This is a genomic window from Clostridium neonatale (assembly GCF_900465025.1).
GTDB lineage: Bacteria > Bacillota > Clostridia > Clostridiales > Clostridiaceae > Clostridium > Clostridium neonatale.
Window position 1 is genome coordinate 1,332,545 of record NZ_UICR01000001.1, and the last position, 18,743, is coordinate 1,351,287.

Sequence of the window (18,743 nt, forward strand, 5' to 3'; positions counted from 1 at the left end):
GAGTATGCAGATACATAAAAATCAATAACTTGAAGAATGAATAAGCATTATTGATATTATTGCTTAAACATATATATATGTTTTAATAAAATGTTGTTATGTTTAGAAATGCTGTTTTGTGGAAAGTATCAAAATAATAGTTTTATTTTGATATAGGAGATTATTATGGTACAAGAAGATAGTAATTTTGAAAAATTGGGAAAACATACAGGAAATCTTTTGAAATATGATATCTATAAAAATAGATGTATTAAAGAATGTCCAAATTGTAATGGAAAAAGTTATATTAAGTTTGGAAAATATAAAGGAATTCAGAGATATAAATGCAAAGAATGCGAAAAAACTTTTTCTAAAACTACAAAAGCTTTATGGCGTTATTCAAAAAAAGACCCAGAAAAATGGATTGAATTTATGGAATTAATGCTTCAAAAGATTTCTTTAAGGGCATGTTCAAAAATATTAGAAATAAACATAAGAACAGCGTTCATATGGAGACATAAAGTTATGCATGGGATGCTTCAGGAGATAATGGCTGATAAATTAGAAGGGAAAGTTTTTATAACAAAAGCAATTGAAAAGGAAAATTTTAAAGGATGCAGAAATATTACTACCTCAGAAAGAAAAAATATATGGATTGTAGCAGCAAGAGATCGACACGATTCAATGATTATAGTTCCAATATGCAAGGATTATTGGAGTGAAGATAGTTTTAAAAATTTAGTATATTCAAAAATAGAAGAAAATTCATACATAGTGTCAGACTACGACAGATATATGATGAATGTTGCAAAGAAACACAATAAAGGAATAACTTTAAATGCATATAGAGAAGAATGTATAAAAAAATTTAGAGGTAATTTGAAAAGATGGATAGGTGGATTTAAAGGAGTAGCGACTAAATATTTAGAAGGATATCTTTCATATTTTATTATTTTTAATGTTTACAAGAAATTTAATAGTCTTGATTTTACATATGATTTATCTAAAAATTATTTTGTTAATAATGTATTAAATTGAGATCAACAACTTGATTTAATACATTATTTATCTAAAAAATGTAATGCTCTAAAATGAAATTTTAATTAGATAGTATGTAAGAATTGTTTTATATATTATATAAAAAATAATGTTAACAACATTATTTTAAAACATAGGCTTATAGCATTAACAGATTATATTTCTACTGAATGTCTTTATGAGTGTTGAATATTTTTTGTACTATAAGAATTTTATATAGTATATACCATATTGCTGTAATATAAAATATTCGTGCTAACGCACTTTTTTCTGAATTATAAATTTGAAATTAATAAGAGTAAACTGATAGGATATATTGACAACTCGTATCAAAATAATTATGATTTAACCATAAATTATATTATAAAATATTAAATTTAAACTTAAACTACTAAAGATAAATAGAAAAATAAATATACTTTATATCATATAATGTATATAAAAATATAGGAGGAAAACAAATGAAAGTTATAATAATTGGAGGTATTGCAGCAGGGACAAGTGCAGCAGCTAAACTTAGAAGAATCCATAAAGATGCTGAAATAATAATGTATGAAAAATCTAAAATAGTTTCTTTTGGAGCATGTGGATTACCTTACTTTGTTGGAAACTTTTTTAATGATTCAGAAAACATGATTGCAAGAACTCCAGAAGCATTTATTAAAAGTGGAGTAGATGTTAAGCTTGAACATGAAGTAATAAATATAGATTTTGATAATAAAAAAGTTACTGTTAAAGATATAAAAAGTAATGAAACTTTTGATGATAGCTATGATAAGCTTATGATTGCTACAGGTGCAAGTAGCATAATTCCACCAATAAAAAATTTAGAGCTTGAAAATGTATATACATTGAAAAGCATGGACGATGGGAAGATGTTAAAGCATCTTATAAGCGATGAGAAAAACAAAAAAATCGCAATAATTGGTGCAGGATTTATTGGACTTGAAGCTGTAGAAGCTGCTAAGCATAATAATAAAGAAGTGTCTGTTTTCCAATTGGAAGATAGAATATTAAAAGATGTATTTGATAAAGAAATAACAGATTTATTAGAAGAGGAATTAAGAAGTAAAGGTGTAAACCTATATCTTAATGAAACTGTTAAAGAACTCGTAGGTGAAGATAATAGAGTTAAAAAGGTTATAAGCAGTAATAGAGAAATAGAAGCAGACATAGTAATTGTAGCAACTGGAGTTAGACCTAATACTGGATTTATAAAAAGTGATAAGCTTAAAATGCTTAAGAATGGAGCAATCATAGTAGATGAATATGGAAGAACATCAATTGAAGATGTTTATGCAGCAGGAGATTGCGCAACTATTAAGCAAATAGTAACAAACGAAGATGCTTATGTACCACTTGCAACAGGGGCTAATAAACTTGGACGTATAGTAGGTGAAAATATAGGTGGAAATGATATTGCGTTCCAAGGTTCTTTATCATCAAGCTGTATTAAGGTTTTAGATATGGAAGCCGGAAGAACTGGTATAACTGAAAGTAAAGCAGAAGCGCTTGGATTAAACTACAAGACTACATTTATATCAGATATGAATCAAACAAGTTATTATCCAGGACAAAACAAAATTTATATAAAATTAATTTATGATGCAGATACAAAAGTGATTTTAGGCGGGCAGGTTGCCGGATACAAGGATGCAGTGCAGAGAGTCAATGTAATTGCTGCATGTATTTATGGTAAACTTACAACTAGAGAACTTGGAATGCTTGACTTATGTTATGCACCACCATTTGCTAGAACTTGGGATGCACTTAATGTAGCAGGAAATGTATCTAAGTAATTAAAATTTAGAATATAATAAAACTAATGAAGATAATCGTAATTATATACAAATTTAATGTGAAAATCAGAAATATTATTAACCTAAAGATAAACTTATATAATTTAGAGAGAGAGGATTCAGGATTTTGAATCCTTTTTTTGAAATGAGTTATAATTAATTGTATAAATTAGAAATCTTGATAATAACTTTGATTAATTAAACTAATTATTGTATATTAAAAGTAAGAAAAGTTTATAGAAAATTAGTATATAATATAGAGTTCTATAAGACTACCCAGGAGGGAATAGAGATAGATGAGTGTAGGGACTATTACTAAGGTAAAAAGCGAAGGGAAAATAAAAATAAAAAAGCCAAAAGATTATAAAGTGATAATGTATAATGATGATTATACTACTATGGAATTTGTTATACATGTTCTTATGTCAATATTTAATAAAAATATAGTTGAAGCAGAAAAAATAATGCTTGATGTACATGAAAAAGGAATAGGGGTAGCAGGAATATATAGTTATGATATTGCTGTTACAAAAGCTACTACAGCAATGTCACTCGCAAAGGAACAAGATTTTCCTTTCAAACTTACAGTTGAGGAGGTATAGTTATGAAGGTTACAAGTGAAGTAAACAATATACTTGTAAAAGCATACGAAGAAGCAAAAGAGAGAAATAGTGAATATATTACACCAGAACATTTGCTGTATGCAGCTACATTTGATGACACTATTATGAATGCAATCGAAGAATTAGGTGGAGATATAGGTGGATTAAGATATAACTTAGCAACATATATAAAGACATATATAAGTAGAAAAACTGGAGAACCTCAAGAAAGTATAGATTTTCAAAAGGTTATACTTAGAGCGAATGAACAAGTTAGATATAGTCAGAGAGATGCTATTGATGTAGAACATATAATGGCGGCATTTTTTGATTTGGAAGAGAGTTATGCGCTGTATTATCTACAACAGGAAGGAATAATAAAAGGAGAATTATTATATAAACTTTGCCATAGATCTGATACGGATGAGTTTATTTCAGAAGATAAAGAAGATAATTCTGATGATAATAATAGAGATGAGTTAGAACTTAGTGAAGAAGCTAAAACTAAAAAGAGAGAAGATGCTTTTCTTCATAAATTTACTATTGATTTAACAGAAAAAGCTAAAGAGGAAAACTTAGATCCACTTATAGGGAGAAAAGATATACTAGATAGAACAATTCAAATTCTTTGTAGAAGAAATAAAAATAATCCAATCCATATAGGAGAATCTGGAGTTGGTAAAACTGCTATTACTCTTGGACTTGCGAAGCTTATAGTGGATGGAAATGTTCCAGATAAACTTAAAGACAGTAAGATATTTTCTTTAGATATTGGATCTGTTATTGCTGGAACAAAGTATAGAGGAGATTTTGAAGAAAGAATTAAGAAGATACTTGATTTAATAAGCAAAATTAAAAATCCAATTGTATATATTGATGAAATTCATAGTATTGTTGGGGCTGGAGCATTAAATGGTGGAGCTTTAGATGCATCAAATTTACTTAAGCCATATCTTACAGATGGAAAAATAAAATTCATTGGAGCCACTACATTTGATGAATATAAAAAGCATTTTGAAAAGGATAAAGCTTTAAGCAGAAGATTTCAGACTATAGATGTTAAGCAACCATCAATTAAGGAAGCTATTGAAATACTAAATGGAATAAGGACTAGCTATGAAGAATACCATAATGTTGAATATACAGATGAGGCTATTAAAAGTTCAGTTATATTAAGTGATAAATTTATTAAGGATAAGTTTTTACCAGATAAAGCTATTGATATTATCGATGAAGCAGGAGCTTACGCACGTAATACTATTGAAAGTACTGATGAAAAAATAACTGTTGATGAAAAGATAATTGAGAGTGTAATATCAAAAGTATGTAGTATTCCAAAGCAAAGTGTTGAGACTAATGAGATCAATAGTTTGGAACATTTGGAAGAAAATTTAAAGACAAGAATATTTAATCAAGATATAGCTATTGAAGAAATAGTAAGATGTATAAAGATGTCTAGAGCAGGACTTACAGATGATGAAAAACCAATAGCTTCAATGCTTTTTGTTGGACCAACTGGTGTTGGTAAGACTGAAATAGCAAAAACATTAGCATCTTCTTTAGGAATAGAACTTGTACGTTTCGATATGAGTGAATATACTGAAAAGCATGCAGCAGCTAAGCTTATAGGATCACCTCCAGGATATGTTGGGTATGAGGAAGGTGGACTTTTAACTGATACAATAAGAAAGACTCCGCATTGTGTATTGCTTTTGGATGAAGTTGAAAAAGCACATGAAGATATAGTGAGCGTTTTATTACAAGTTATGGATTATGCGACACTGACTGATAATAAAGGCAGAAAAGCAGATTTTAAAAATACTATCATAATAATGACATCAAACGCAGGAGCTAAAAATATAGGAAAGCAACTTATTGGCTTTGGAAATCGTGAAGTTAAAGGAGAAGCTATTATGGAGGAAGTTAAACGCTATTTTACTCCTGAATTTAGAAATAGACTTGATAAAATTGTAGTGTTTAATCATATTAATGATAAAATGGCTGTTGATATTGCTACTAAGCAGTTGAATGACTTTAAGATAAAACTTGCGGCTAAGAAAATAGAAATTGAATTTTCACAAAAATGTATTGAACGTGTAGCTAAAATTGGCACATCTCATGAGTTCGGTGCAAGAGAAATTTCAAGAGTTATTAATGGACAAATAAAAAATATTCTAGTTGATGAAATTTTGTTTGGAAAATTAAAAGACGGTGGAAAATGCAGTATTGATGTAGTTGATGATAAATTTGTATTGAATATTTAAGTTGGATAAAAATAAAGTGATGTGTAGGGTTATAAAATCTTCACATCACTTTTAATTGTTAAAGAACGAAATTTTCAATTATGATTTCGCCATCCTTGTCCATAAAAGCTTTGACGTTTCTTCCGGAAACTTCCAATGTTTTTTTCTTATTACCAAAACAGAAAACTGTATTATTGTAAGCTATGTCAGCGGTTATAATACCATCTTTTTCAACTTCTAATGTAGTAAAGACACCTGCATCACTTCCAACTGTTTTTAATTTTATACATTTTCTTGCATTTAATACTCCACCTCTAGCAACAGCTTTTTCCTGAGTAAATTCAATGGTATCAAAAGCCTTAATTTTAGAAGTAAATTGACCTTTACCAATGATGAAAATGCTACCTGTAGATACTATATTACTATTTTGACAATAAGATAAAGTTACATCTATAGGAATCTCTAAAGAATCATTTGTTATTTCTATTTCTTCTTCAATTAGTTCTTTAAAATATTTAAGCTCATCAATTGATTTAATATTAAAAGTGTTTAAACCCATAAGTTTGTTTCTTATAAAGTCTAATATTTCACTTTTTTGAATTCCTGCGGAAATATTAAAAGTTAAAACACTCATAGAAAGTTTTGTTATATTTTTAAACCTTTTATCCATAAGAACATTTATTAGTTCACCAATATTTCTTTCAGGTGATTTTTCAAGAAGAAGTTCAATTGCATCAATTAGACCAGTTAAATCTGAATAATATTTATTTAGATTTTCTAAGTAAATTTTTCTTTCAACATCATACCCACCGGCTAATATACTAGAATTTATTACACTTCCCATTATAGATATAGGACCATTTGCGGAAGCAGTTGCGGATGTGATATTTTTTCTAACTAAAAGGCGGCCTTTTGCATGAACCTTCATTCCATCATTAATACTATTATTGACTTCAACATCTCCAACAAAGTTAATGTTACCAGTATTTAAATCAACATCGTTGACAGAATAGACATCATTAACTATGAAAACACCATTTTGTTCACTAGGTCGTCCAGATTTAGTAGCAATAATTTTATTTTCTGAGATAGTGCATCCTTTTGTGGCTTTGAATGGCTTACTGCGTGAAGTTTTTTTGGGAAGAACTGACCCAAAAACATCAGATCCATTTTTTCCGATGACACCAGGAATTTTAACTGCAAGAACTTCACCTTTTTTTACATTAGATAAATTATTTAGATTTCTATAATCAATTTTTTCTTTAGAATCAACATCAAAATGATTTTTTTCTTCTTGTTTAAATAAAATCTTAATTTCATCTTCTTTGTCATTTACTTGAGGTGTACCTTTTGCAACTAAGATTTCTGCACCAAGTGTACCCTCGCATACTTCATTTAATACTTCATCAATTATTCCATTACGTACTTTTAAGTTATATAAAGCAGTTTTTAGTTCATTTGGCGTATATTTTTTAGGATATGATCCGGGTCTTTTTCTTGCTCTTAAAACTAAATTTTTAGATAAAGATGTGTCTTTAAGATAATAAGTGTATTCTGGAGTGTATTCAATGATTGAATATACGTTCATTTTATCTTCAGAAATTCTAATATCCATTTTTCTATGGGATTCAACTGTGGAAGCTGTATAACTTAAGATATCGTTTTCGTAAACTGGGTATGGAATTTTGGATTGACAGAGAACATCATTTATTTTTAAATTTATTCCATCACAGGCTCTTATGGTGAACTTCTCGTTATTAGTATTATTAGGATCTGAAATTATAATAATTTCTCCATTTTCAACTTTGATACCAGATTCAAAGCTATCATTTGCATTATTATCTAATGTAAAATTATCGTTATCATTTAAGGTTTGATTGGTGATTTCCTCTGAAACAGTGTTAAATTTATCTAAAGTTACTTTTATTTCTGTTGTTCGATTAAATAAACCAGAAGTTTTAAGTACTTTATACTTAATATTTTCTACAGGAATATTTAATTCTTTGGAAGCTTGATTTAAGCAATCATTTATATCTTTTCCATAAAATAATAAATCCATTTTTATTTACCTCCCTTTTTATGAAGATGAAATACGATTTTATACTATAATTATATCATCAAACTATAAATTTGTTTAATATATAAATTTATTTACATCTATAAAAATATATAGGATTAAATCTATTTTTAAATGAAAAAGCAATAGAAATATTATATAATTATATTAAATCATGGAAATATAAAAATCTATAGTGTAAAGAAGGGAATTTTATGTTACATGTTATTAATACCATGGAAATTTGGGTAGAAAAATGCATGGCAGAAGTAATTGCGAAAAGTGATGTCTGTACTTGTGATAAATGTTTAAAGGATATTTATGCATTAACATTAAATAGGCTAAAACCAAATTATATAATATCAACAAAAGGCATTAATAGTAAGGAATTGGATTCTAAGTTTGAAATAGTGAAAGATACTATCATTGATCAAATAAAGATATCAATAGATAAAATAAAAAACAATCCGAACCATAATAAAGATCATATAGAAAGTGTAGCTAATTGTGCAGAAATTTATTTAGAAGAATATGTACCTAAAATAATTGAAGAAAGTGATATGTGTAAGTGTGATGAATGCATAAATGAAGTATATAAATTTATTTTAAATAATATTAGGCCATGTTATTACGTTTCAAAAGAAGGATCCATAATTCTTAATTTAAAAAGAGAAGAATATAAGACTAATATAGTTATAGAAACAGAAAAAGCAATAGAGTATGTTAAAAATAATAATATTCATGTAGGATTTAAATTATGAATAGATTATTATGAGTGATAAATTGAAACCACGCTATAAAGTTTCTGTTCCATTTATATTTAAGATATTATTGAAATTTTCTGATTCCGTAAAGGAATTTATTTTATTAAGATACCAGAATTGAACATAGAATAGATTTATGTAGGTGATTTTTGTTTTGTTCAGCTATAAAATTATTTAAGTATTTTTTATTATAGATAGTATATGTCTGAAAAATATTTATCATTAATTATGAAAAAAGTTTATAAAACTATTGTATTTCTCATATCATTGAGGTTATAATTATAAAAAACAAAGATATTTAAAAATGTTGATAAGGAAGAGTATATTATAATCATGCTTTGAAGAGAGCTAGAAGTTGGTGAGAATCTAGTAAAGCATCATAATAGAAGCAGCCTTTGAATTTCATTACTGAAAAATAAGATAACTTCTTAATTAGGTAATGACGTAGACTTCACGTTATAGAAGGAGAATATTAATTGATATTCTAACTAAGAGAACAATATTTATTGTTTATTAGGGTGGTACCGCGGAGAATAGCTTTCGTCCCTTGTTTTGGGGATGGAGGTTTTTTTATTTGTAATTATAGAATGGAAGGGTGATTTTTAATGGAAGAAATCTTAGAAATTTTAGAGAAGAATAGCAGATATACTGATGAACAAATAGCAGTAATGTGTGGAAAGACTGTAGAGGAAGTTAGAGAATCCATAACAAAGTATGAAGAAGAGAGTATAATCGCAGGATATACAACTCTTATAAATTGGGAAAACACAGGAAGTGAGACTGTAACTGCTCTTATTGAAGTTAAGATAACACCTCAAAGAGGAGAAGGATTTGATAAGGTGGCAGAAAGAATATATAAGTTCTCACAAGTTAAGGCATGTTATTTAATGTCTGGAGGATTTGACTTAACTGTTATTGTTGAAGGAAAAACAATGAAGGAAGTTGCTATGTTTGTATCAGAAAAATTAGCAGTTCAAGAATATGTACTTAGTACAGCAACTCACTTTGTATTAAAGAAATATAAAGATCATGGAACAATATTTAAAGAAAAGAAACTTGATGATAGGGAGGCTATATTCATATGATAATAGAAAATATGATAAAAGATAATGTTAAAAATATGCCTCCATCAGGAATAAGAAAGTACTTTGACATAGTAAATGAAATGGAAGGGGTAATATCTCTTGGGGTTGGAGAACCGGACTTTGTTACTCCATGGAATGTAAGAGAAGCAGGTATTTATTCTATAGAACAAGGACATACCCATTATTCGTCTAATGCAGGTTTCATTGAATTAAGAAATGAAATATGCAAGTATTTAAAAAGAAGATTTGATCTAGTTTATAATCCTGATGATGAAGTTATTGTAACTGTTGGAGGTAGTGAAGGAATTGATATTGCTCTTAGAGCCTTAGTTGGACCTGGTGATGAAGTTATAGTTCCTGAGCCAAGCTTTGTTGCTTATAAAGGATGTACAGCCTTCACTGGTGCCACTGCAAAAGTACTTGAACTCAAGGAAAGCGATGAATTTAAACTTATGCCAGAAGATTTAGAAAAAGCTATTACTCCTAAAACAAAAGTAGTTATAATTCCATTTCCTAACAATCCTACAGGTGCAATAATGACGAGAGAAGAACTTCAAGGAATTGTTAATGTGCTAAAAGACAAAGATGTTATAATTATTTCTGATGAAATATATTCAGAGCTTTGTTATGGTGAGAAGCATGTATCAATAGCATCATTCCCTGAAGTAAAAGATAAAACTCTAGTTATAAATGGATTTTCTAAATCATATGCAATGACTGGATGGAGATTAGGTTATCTGTGTGGGCATAAAGCGTTGATATCCCAAATGAAAAAGATACATCAATATGCAATAATGTGTTCACCAACAACTGCTCAATTTGCTGCGGTTGAAGCTTTAAAAAAAGGCGATGACAGTGTTGAAGAAATGAGAAAAGAATATAATAGAAGAAGAAGAGTACTAGTTGATGGATTTAGAAAAATGGGATTAGATTGTTTTGAACCTCTTGGAGCATTTTATGTATTCCCTAATATACAATCTTTAGGAATGTCGTCTGATGAATTCTGTGAAAAGCTATTAAGACAAGAAAAAGTTCTTGTTGTACCAGGTAATGCTTTTGGGGATTGCGGAGAAGGTTTTATAAGAGCTTGCTATGCTTCATCAATGGAAAATATAATGGAAGCATTAAAGAGAATCGAAAGATTTATTAAGACTATTAAAAATAAATAATTATAAAAAGGAATTGAGAATTTGAGGTGACCCGAAAAGTTAGACTTTTTGGGGTCGGTTCAATTATAGCTCAGTTCCTTTTTATTTATATGTAAAATAAAAAATAAATTTATCTTGTAAAAATTTTTAATACAAGATAAAATGCCTAGAATTTAAGTGAGAAGCAAAATTTTATATTTGGATGATCGAACTTACTCCTATGAACGGATGTGAATAGTGAGTTTCTTTTAAAAAGTGAATAGTTAGAAATTATGATGGGTAAAAGTATAAAAGTGACAGATTTTAAATAAAGGAAACATCTTCATCGATAGAGATGGGCTATAATGCTAGGCTAGTACCTTACCAAGCATTATATGCCACAGAAATGTATTGCGTAAATATTTGAAGAATGAAAAAATGGCCAGAATTTAAGAATTTAAGAATTTAAGAATTTAAGAATTTAAGAATTTAAGAATTTAAGAATTTAAGAATTTAGGAATACAAATTCTTGCAAATTTGCTTATTTTGTGAGGGTTGGAATGAATTCTTTTAGAGGAAACACCTACTCATATTAGTAGGAACGTATTTTCCTTGTAGAAAAATGAGGGCTATAGATATAAGCTCATACCTCGCTAAGTGGTAAATGCCGGCAATTCACACCAAATACAAGATTTGGGATCTCTGCTTAAGAATAAAGCATATAGTCTATGCAGGGAGCAGAGACTATATGCTTTATTTTATATATTAATTATGAGAGATTATGGGTTATGGAAAGTATAGTTTATTTAAGCACATAAATACTTAGATAAACTAATTAAAAATAAATTTTTCTATTGCTTCTGCAACTGCTCCTTCGTTATTGTTACATTCACATACGTAGTCAACAATTTCCTTTATTGGTGGAACTGCATTATTAACAGCAATACTTAGCCCGGCAGCATTTAGCATGGACAAATCATTAAAATTATCACCAATAGCAATAATCTCTTCTTTTTTTATTCCAAGCATTTCGCCTAGCTCAATTACAGCAATTCCTTTATTAACTCCAATTGAGTTGAATTCTATATATCTATTTGATGAATAAGTAACAGTAACTTTATCATTTGTTATATGTTGAATTTTATTTTCTATATTGTTTAAGTAAGTTCTATCTAAATTTTGGAACAGCACTTTAGATATAGGTGTATCTTTTAAAAAATCTATTGAGGTATCTTCTTTGATTATAAAACCTTTAAGTCTATTTGAAATATAGTCTTTTTCATCATCATTAATATTAAAAACAAAAACATCATTTTCAGTGTATACATGAATGCATACATTATTTTCAAGCCCGGATTTCAATAATGCATCTGCTAAATCAAAGCTCAATCCATGAAATTTTAGAATTTTATAATTATTATTTTCCACTATTGCTCCACCATTAAAAGAAATAGTGTATTCATTTTCTTTATTTAATAAATTTAATTCTTTCAAAGTTGGTTTTATTGATCTATGTCCTCTTCCAGTAGCAGGTACAAACTTAATACCCAATTTACTTGCTTTTTTTATTGCTTCTATATTTTTATTAGGGACTTTTGAATTATCTCCAAGTAAAGTTTCATCTAAATCGCATGCTATTAATTTATACATATTTTATCTCCGATGTTATGAGTTTAGATTTATGATATAGTTATATTAAAATAAATCTCATGATTAAATAATAGTATAAATTGTAAGAAAAATCTTCAAAGTTTCTGAATTAGTTATATTTAACAAAGAATGTGATTTGTATCATTAATAAAACGTAGTGTTTTATTTAAAGGCTAATTTCATTTGTAGAGTATATAATTATTGAAGGAGAGCAAATTTGAGTAAGCTCTATTTACTACTCATTGATATTAAATTATAATTAAAAAAGTATAAAAAATAATTTGAAAATAAATATAATGAACGGTTGATATATGGATATAAGTTGTGAAAAGAGGGAAGGTAAGATGAGTATAATAAATAAGGAATCTAAGACTCCTTTATATGTACAGTTAATGAATATATTAATAAATAAAATTGACAATTATATGGAAGAAAATGAACAGTTGGAATCTGAAAGAGATATATGTGTAAAATATGGAGTAAGCAGAACAACAGTTAGGCAAGCACTTGATGAATTAGAGAAAAACAAATACATATATAAAATCCAAGGCAAAGGAAATTTTGTTGCAAGCAGAGTTGTGGAGCAGCATTTAACAAAAGTAAGTTCTTTTACTCAGGACATGAAAAAAGCAGGAAAGACCCCAACTTCCAAATTATTAAATTTTGAAATACAAGAAGCTGATTATTCAATTAGTAAAAAATTAAAAATAGAAGAAAAGGAACTTGTATTTAAAATGGTAAGATTAAGACTTGCTGATGAAATACCAATGATATATGAAATAACATATTTGCCATATGAAAGGTTTAAAGAATTAAATGAAAAAATAATACAAGAGATTCCTCTATATGAAGCTTTTGAAAAAAAGTTTAACATAAAAATAACTTCTGCTGAAGAGAGTATAGAAAGTGTATTAACAAGTAAGCTGGAAAGTGTTTATTTAGGAGTAGATGTTGGAAGTCCAGCACTAAAATTTAAAAGGATAACTTATGAAAATAAAAATATAATCGAATATACTATTACAATTGCCAGAGGCGATAAGTATAAATATAGAGTTACACTAACTAATTAAATTTGATATACAATATATTAAATAGCATATATAAAATATATGCTATTTATTTATTGACACAGTATTATTAATATAATATATTATATGCGTGAGTGCTTTCTATAAGGGCATTTACGAAATAATACATAATTAATAAAAATAGTACAATACTATAGCTAAGGAATTTTTATAGTAAATGGACAAATACACATATAGTTTTAGCAAATGAAGAAGAAATTGTAAAAAATTTTAATCATAGATAAATATATCTGTGCTTTAAAATTTATAAATATCCAATTTAGGAGGTAACAAATGAAAAAGAAATTATTATCTTTATTAACAGTTTCAGTAATATCATTAGGATTATTTGCAGGATGTGGAAACACATCACCTGGCACGTCATCTAAAGGTGATGTATTAAAAGTAGGTATGTCAACAGATTCAGGTACTATTGATGATAAATCATTTAACCAAGGATGTTGGGAAGGAATACTTAAGAGTCAGAAAGAATTAGGAACTGATGTTAAGTATCTTCAACCAGCAGGGGAAACAGAAGCTGATTATTTAAAGGAAATAGGAAATCTTTATGATGCAGGATATAAATTCATAGTTTTACCAGGTTTTAAATTTGAAAGTGCAGTGCACAAAGCACAAGATAAATATAAGGATGCTAACTTTGTTATAATTGATGGTGAACCAAGAGATGACTCTGGAAATACATCAGTTGCTGATAATACAATTGCAATATATTTTGCTGAAGAACAAGCAGGATTTCTTGTTGGTGTAGCAGCATCTGTAGAGCTTAAAGAAGGAGAACTTGGTTTTATAGGTGGTATGGAAAGTAGCGCCGTTCAAAAATTTAACTGGGGATTCCAACAAGGTGTAGCATATGCTAATGAAAATTTAGGAACTAATATGTCTTTAAAAGCAGAAAATATAGTATACCAAGGAACATTTAGTGATTCAGCAGCTGGTCAGCAATTAGCAGCTCATATGTATGATAGAGGTGTTAAAGCTATATTCTGTGCAGCTGGTGGAGTTGGTAATGGTGTTATAACAGAAGCTAAAACAAGATCTTCACAAGGAGAAGAAGCTTGGGTTATAGGTGTTGATAGCGATCAATACGCAGATGGTATATATAGCGATAATAAATCAGTAATCCTAACTTCTGCAATAAAAAAGATAGAAACTGCAAGTTATAATACGATTAAAGAGTTTAAAGAAGGCAAATTTGACGGAGGAAAGATATTAACTTTTGATATTACAAGTGATAGTGTTGGGCTTCCAGCAGAAAATCCAAATCTAAGTGCAGAAACAATATCTTCTGTACAAAAAGTTTATGATGAACTTAAGCAAGGTAATATCACAGTCTCAGCAGAACAAGGTAATTTAATTAGATAATTAAAATTTAACATATAAAAATTAATGCTATTGTGGTATGGGCATATATTATCCATACACAAAATAGGAGGTAACAAATGAAAAAGAAATTATTATCGTTATTAACAGTTTCAGTAGTATCATTAGGATTATTTGCAGGATGTGGAGGTACTTCTTCAAATAATGCAGCAAATGGTGAAAAATTAAAAGTAGGTATGGTAACAGACTCAGGAACAATTGACGATAAATCATTTAATCAAGGTTCTTGGGAAGGAATATCTAGAAGTAAAGAAGAGTTAGGAACAGATGCAAAATTTCTTCAACCAGCAGGGGAAACAGAAGCTGACTACTTAAAAGAAATTGGAAATCTTTATGATGCAGGATATAAATTTATAGTTACTCCAGGATACAAGTTTGAAAGTTCAGTATATAAAGCACAAGATAAATATAAAGATGCAAACTTCGTTATACTTGATGGAGAACCAAGAAGTGAAGCAGGAGAAGCTTTAGTAGGAGAAAATACAGTAGCTATATACTTTGCTGAAGAACAAGCAGGATTTGTTGCAGCAGTTGCAGCAAGTGTAGAGATTAAAGAAGGAGACTTTGGTTTTATTGGTGGTATGGAAATTCCAGCAGTTCAAAGATTTAACTACGGATTCCAACAAGGTGTAGCTTATGCTAATGAAAACTTAGGAACTAAAATATCTTTAAAAGCCGAAAATATAGTATACCAAGGAACTTTTACTGATTCAGCTGCTGGTCAACAATTAGCAGCGCAAATGTATGACAGAGGAGTTGATGCTATTTTCTGTGCAGGTGGTGCAGTTGGAAATGGTGTTATAACTGAAGCTAAAAATAGAGTTTCTTCAGGAGAAAAAGTTTGGATGATTGGTGTTGATAGCGATCAATACGCAGATGGTATTTACGAAGGCAATAAGTCAGTAGTATTAACTTCGGCAATTAAAAGAATAGATACTGCAACTTATGATATGATTAAAGACTTTAAAGAAGGCAAATTCCAAGGTGGTAAAGTATTAAATTTCGATGTACAAAATGATGGGGTTGGTATTCCTAAAGAAAATCCAAATTTAAGTTCAGATACAATGGCTGATGTTGAAAAGTTATATGCAGAACTTAAAGCAGGAAATATTACTGTATCAAGTGAAAAAGGGAATTTAATTAAATAGTTATAATATAAATAAGGATACTAAAATTATTTTAGTATCCTTAAATTTAATAATTAATAAAAGAATAATGGATAAAAAAATGAATTATATAATAATATTAAGAATATTATAAAAAAATATAATATTCTTAATTGACATGTAATACGTAGATATATTATTATTAAATATGAAAGCGCTACCACTTATGATAAATTCTATGTATCTGTGGGAGAAAATTACAATTATATAATGTTAAAATGTCACAATAAAAATACTGGGGTGAATTAAAATGGCGGTAACAATAAGCGATATTGCAAAGAAGGCAGGCGTTTCATCTGCTACAGTTTCTAGGGTTTTAAATGATTCTGGATATGTTAAACAATCTACGAGAGAGAAAATAGAAGCTGCAATAAAAGAGATGAATTTTACTCCTAGTGCAATAGCGCGGAGCTTGTCTAAAAATGAGACTAATACAATCGGTGTTATTGTACCGGATATAACAAATAGTTACTTTGGGGAAGTAATAAAAGGAATTAGTGAAGTCGCAGAAGCAAATAACTTAAACATTATATTGTTTAATACAGATAACTATTTAGAAAAAGAAGTACGAGCTTTAAATGTACTTAAGGAGCAAAGAATAAAAGGAATAATAATGACTCCTGGCTTTGGTGAAGAAAATAACAAAGAATACATAGAAACTATAAATAATCTTAATATTCCAATTGTTTTGGTTTCAGCAGATTTAAAATTTAAAGAATTAAGTGGAATATTTGTTGATAATGTATTAGGTGGATTTAATGCTACAAACCTTCTTATTAGCGAAGGACATACGAAAATAGGAATCATGACAGGAATATTGAGTTCAGAGCCTGCAGCTGAAAGAGTAGTAGGATATAAAAAAGCATTAAAAGAAGCAAATATAGAAATAAATGATAAATATATACTAGATGGGCAGTTTAGTATGGAAAAAGCATATGAACTAACTAAGAAGCTTCTAGATAGTAAAGACAAGCCAACTGCATTAATTACATCAAGTAATAGAATGACAATGGGAGCTATTAAAGCATTAAAAGAAAATAATAAAAATATACCTAAAGATTTAGCAATAGTGGCCTTTGATAAGGTAGATCTTTTAGATGTTCTTGGTATTAGAATAACATATATTGATGAATGCCCTATGGAACTTGGAAGAAATTCGATGAATTTGCTTTGCGATATTTTTAATGATTCTGATAAAAATTTTAAAAGAAGGGTAATTATAGTACCTAAATTAATCATAAAAGGCTCAGAAAAGAAGCGTTAAATATATTACATATAATTAGTAAAAAAATAGAATACTAATAATAATGTGCTGTGACATAAAACTTTTCTTCATAAATATTAGGATAAGTATATTGTTATTAGAAATAATTAATTAGCATTAAGATCATATTATTATGATTTTAAATAATATACGATTTTATATTTATTAGGAGGAAGGTACATGAAAAAAAAATTATTATCAGCACTAGCTATCGTAACTTTAACAATGTCATTATTTGCAGGTTGCGGAAGTTCTTCAAACACAAGCGATGCAGCTTCAGGGAATAAATCTGCTACAGGAGAAAAAGTTAAAGTAGGTATGGTTACAGACTCGGGTACAATTGATGACAAATCATTTAATCAAGGTACTTGGGAAGGCTTAAAGCAAACTGAAAAAGATCTTGGAACTGAAATTAAATACTTACAACCATCAGGAGAAACAGAATCAGATTACATGAAAGAAATTGGTAATTTGTATGATGCTGGTTATAAGATGATAGTTACTCCAGGATATAAATTTGCTACAGCAATAGGTAAGGCACAAGATAAATACAAAGATGCAAAATTTGTAATCATTGATAGTGCACCACAAGATGCAAATGGCAAAGATATTATAGGAGAAAATACAGTTTCAGTAATGTTTGCTGAACATCAATCTGGATTTATAGCAGGAATTGCAACAGCAATGCAACTTAAAGAAGGAGAACTAGGATTCATTGGTGGTATGGAAAGTTCACCAGTTCAAAAGTTCAACTGGGGATTCCAACAAGGTATAGCTTATGCTAATGAAAACTTAGGAACTAAGATGTCTTTAAAAGCTGAAAACGTAGTATATCAAGGAACATTTAATGATACTGCTGCAGGACAACAATTAGCAGCTCAAATGTATGACAGAGGCGTTAAAGCCATATTCTGTGCAGCTGGTGGTGTTGGTACAGGTGCTATAACTGAAGCTAAGACTAGAGTTGCTCAAGGTCAAGATGTATGGATTATTGGTGTTGATAGTGATCAATACAATGATGGTGTTATAGATAGTGGAAAATCAGTAATACTTACTTCTGCTGTAAAGAAAGTTAATTCAGCAAGTTATAATATGGTAAAAGAATATAAAGATGGCAAGTTCCAAGGCGGTAAGGTATTAACATTTGATATTAATAATGATGGTGTTGGTATACCAGAAAAAAATCCAAACTTAACTGGAGAAGATGTTATGCCAGCAGTTAATGATGTAATTTCAAAACTTAAAGATGGTTCAATAAAAGTTTCTGATGAACAAGGAGATTTAATAAAATAATAAAATCACTATATTTTAAGTTAAATCTGAGAATATTTATAAATTATAGAAATTAATAAATTAACAATGGGGGACTGATTTATTTAATAAAATTAGAAAAAATATCTTTATTTTGTTTATGTTTATTACAAAAATACAGAATTATTTTTCTTAAAGAATTTAAAAAAATTTTTCTCTCATTGTTAATTTTGTATGTAGAAAAAAATAAA

The 18,743-nt window shown here is 28.6% G+C and carries 14 protein-coding genes and 1 other annotated feature; of the genes, 12 read left to right on the forward strand and 2 right to left on the reverse strand.

The annotated features are described in order from the left end of the window. The first annotated feature begins 165 nt into the window (after positions 1 to 165). The 4 genes from CNEONATNEC86_RS06005 (at position 166) to clpA (ending at position 5,682) form a co-directional block, all read left to right on the forward strand. The gene (locus tag CNEONATNEC86_RS06005; protein WP_058294370.1) at positions 166 to 1,017 is read left to right on the forward strand and encodes a transposase-like zinc-binding domain-containing protein; all 852 of its coding nucleotides are present in this window, start codon (positions 166 to 168) and stop codon (positions 1,015 to 1,017) included. 461 nt (positions 1,018 to 1,478) lie between these two features. Continuing rightward, positions 1,479 to 2,816, forward strand: coding sequence for a CoA-disulfide reductase (locus CNEONATNEC86_RS06010; protein ID WP_159135690.1), 1,338 nt, complete (start codon positions 1,479 to 1,481; stop codon positions 2,814 to 2,816). Between the two features lie 296 nt (positions 2,817 to 3,112). Beyond that, positions 3,113 to 3,418 carry an ATP-dependent Clp protease adaptor ClpS gene (locus CNEONATNEC86_RS06015; RefSeq protein ID WP_058294372.1) on the forward strand — a complete coding sequence of 102 codons (306 nt, stop codon included), beginning with the start codon at positions 3,113 to 3,115 and terminating at the stop codon, positions 3,416 to 3,418. Positions 3,419 to 3,420: 2 nt separating this feature from the next. After that, positions 3,421 to 5,682, forward strand: coding sequence for an ATP-dependent Clp protease ATP-binding subunit ClpA (gene clpA / locus CNEONATNEC86_RS06020; RefSeq protein WP_058294373.1), 2,262 nt, complete (start codon positions 3,421 to 3,423; stop codon positions 5,680 to 5,682). A gap of 58 nt (positions 5,683 to 5,740) precedes the next feature. Here the strand turns inward: clpA and CNEONATNEC86_RS06025 are convergent, their stop codons facing one another. After that, positions 5,741 to 7,720: a DUF342 domain-containing protein gene (locus CNEONATNEC86_RS06025; protein WP_159135691.1), complete on the reverse strand. Its 1,980-nt coding sequence runs from the start codon at positions 7,718 to 7,720 to the stop codon at positions 5,741 to 5,743. A gap of 212 nt (positions 7,721 to 7,932) precedes the next feature. Here CNEONATNEC86_RS06025 and CNEONATNEC86_RS06030 point away from each other — a divergent pair, with 212 nt between their 5' ends. From CNEONATNEC86_RS06030 to CNEONATNEC86_RS06040, 3 genes are all read left to right on the forward strand, one after another. Continuing rightward, a complete protein-coding gene (locus CNEONATNEC86_RS06030) occupies positions 7,933 to 8,478 on the forward strand; it encodes a late competence development ComFB family protein (protein WP_159135692.1) in 546 nt (181 codons plus the stop codon). A gap of 301 nt (positions 8,479 to 8,779) precedes the next feature. Further along, positions 8,780 to 9,032: a binding site (T-box leader), on the forward strand. Positions 9,033 to 9,086: 54 nt separating this feature from the next. Further along, entirely contained in the window at positions 9,087 to 9,566 is a 480-nt protein-coding gene (locus tag CNEONATNEC86_RS06035; protein WP_159115848.1) for an Lrp/AsnC family transcriptional regulator, read from the forward strand. Continuing rightward, entirely contained in the window at positions 9,563 to 10,735 is a 1,173-nt protein-coding gene (locus tag CNEONATNEC86_RS06040) for an aminotransferase class I/II-fold pyridoxal phosphate-dependent enzyme (protein ID WP_058294377.1), read from the forward strand. Before CNEONATNEC86_RS06035 ends, CNEONATNEC86_RS06040 begins: the two co-directional genes overlap by 4 nt. 789 nt (positions 10,736 to 11,524) lie before the next feature. On the opposite strand, the gene CNEONATNEC86_RS06045 is transcribed toward CNEONATNEC86_RS06040, so the two are convergent. Continuing rightward, entirely contained in the window at positions 11,525 to 12,343 is an 819-nt protein-coding gene (locus CNEONATNEC86_RS06045) for a Cof-type HAD-IIB family hydrolase (RefSeq protein WP_159135693.1), read from the reverse strand. Positions 12,344 to 12,687: 344 nt separating this feature from the next. Here CNEONATNEC86_RS06045 and CNEONATNEC86_RS06050 point away from each other — a divergent pair, with 344 nt between their 5' ends. The 5 genes from CNEONATNEC86_RS06050 to CNEONATNEC86_RS06070 all read left to right on the forward strand — a co-directional run bounded on the left by CNEONATNEC86_RS06050 (position 12,688) and on the right by CNEONATNEC86_RS06070 (position 18,534). Then, positions 12,688 to 13,413, forward strand: a complete 726-nt coding sequence (locus CNEONATNEC86_RS06050) for a GntR family transcriptional regulator (RefSeq protein ID WP_058294379.1) — start codon at positions 12,688 to 12,690, stop codon at positions 13,411 to 13,413. Positions 13,414 to 13,704: 291 nt separating this feature from the next. Further along, a complete protein-coding gene (locus CNEONATNEC86_RS06055; RefSeq protein WP_159115851.1) occupies positions 13,705 to 14,793 on the forward strand; it encodes a BMP family lipoprotein in 1,089 nt (362 codons plus the stop codon). A gap of 77 nt (positions 14,794 to 14,870) precedes the next feature. Then, the gene (locus CNEONATNEC86_RS06060) at positions 14,871 to 15,959 is read left to right on the forward strand and encodes a BMP family lipoprotein (RefSeq protein ID WP_159115852.1); all 1,089 of its coding nucleotides are present in this window, start codon (positions 14,871 to 14,873) and stop codon (positions 15,957 to 15,959) included. A gap of 268 nt (positions 15,960 to 16,227) precedes the next feature. Then, a complete protein-coding gene (locus tag CNEONATNEC86_RS06065; RefSeq protein WP_125148304.1) occupies positions 16,228 to 17,241 on the forward strand; it encodes a LacI family DNA-binding transcriptional regulator in 1,014 nt (337 codons plus the stop codon). A gap of 180 nt (positions 17,242 to 17,421) precedes the next feature. Next, the gene (locus tag CNEONATNEC86_RS06070) at positions 17,422 to 18,534 is read left to right on the forward strand and encodes a BMP family lipoprotein (RefSeq protein ID WP_159135694.1); all 1,113 of its coding nucleotides are present in this window, start codon (positions 17,422 to 17,424) and stop codon (positions 18,532 to 18,534) included. Positions 18,535 to 18,743 lie beyond the last annotated feature (209 nt).

Excerpts from the sequence above, each read along its gene's own strand:
- CNEONATNEC86_RS06045 (WP_159135693.1), bottom strand. The coding sequence starts at position 12,343 with ATGTATAAATTAATAGCATGCGATTTAGATGAAACTTTACTTGGAGAT.
- CNEONATNEC86_RS06035 (WP_159115848.1), top strand. The coding sequence starts at position 9,087 with ATGGAAGAAATCTTAGAAATTTTAGAGAAGAATAGCAGATATACTGAT.
- CNEONATNEC86_RS06060 (WP_159115852.1), top strand. The coding sequence starts at position 14,871 with ATGAAAAAGAAATTATTATCGTTATTAACAGTTTCAGTAGTATCATTA.
- clpA (WP_058294373.1), top strand. The coding sequence starts at position 3,421 with ATGAAGGTTACAAGTGAAGTAAACAATATACTTGTAAAAGCATACGAA.
- CNEONATNEC86_RS06005 (WP_058294370.1), top strand. The coding sequence starts at position 166 with ATGGTACAAGAAGATAGTAATTTTGAAAAATTGGGAAAACATACAGGA.
- CNEONATNEC86_RS06070 (WP_159135694.1), top strand. The coding sequence starts at position 17,422 with ATGAAAAAAAAATTATTATCAGCACTAGCTATCGTAACTTTAACAATG.
- CNEONATNEC86_RS06015 (WP_058294372.1), top strand. The coding sequence starts at position 3,113 with ATGAGTGTAGGGACTATTACTAAGGTAAAAAGCGAAGGGAAAATAAAA.
- CNEONATNEC86_RS06030 (WP_159135692.1), top strand. The coding sequence starts at position 7,933 with ATGTTACATGTTATTAATACCATGGAAATTTGGGTAGAAAAATGCATG.
- CNEONATNEC86_RS06050 (WP_058294379.1), top strand. The coding sequence starts at position 12,688 with ATGAGTATAATAAATAAGGAATCTAAGACTCCTTTATATGTACAGTTA.
- CNEONATNEC86_RS06025 (WP_159135691.1), bottom strand. The coding sequence starts at position 7,720 with ATGGATTTATTATTTTATGGAAAAGATATAAATGATTGCTTAAATCAA.
- CNEONATNEC86_RS06065 (WP_125148304.1), top strand. The coding sequence starts at position 16,228 with ATGGCGGTAACAATAAGCGATATTGCAAAGAAGGCAGGCGTTTCATCT.
- CNEONATNEC86_RS06055 (WP_159115851.1), top strand. The coding sequence starts at position 13,705 with ATGAAAAAGAAATTATTATCTTTATTAACAGTTTCAGTAATATCATTA.
- CNEONATNEC86_RS06040 (WP_058294377.1), top strand. The coding sequence starts at position 9,563 with ATGATAATAGAAAATATGATAAAAGATAATGTTAAAAATATGCCTCCA.
- CNEONATNEC86_RS06010 (WP_159135690.1), top strand. The coding sequence starts at position 1,479 with ATGAAAGTTATAATAATTGGAGGTATTGCAGCAGGGACAAGTGCAGCA.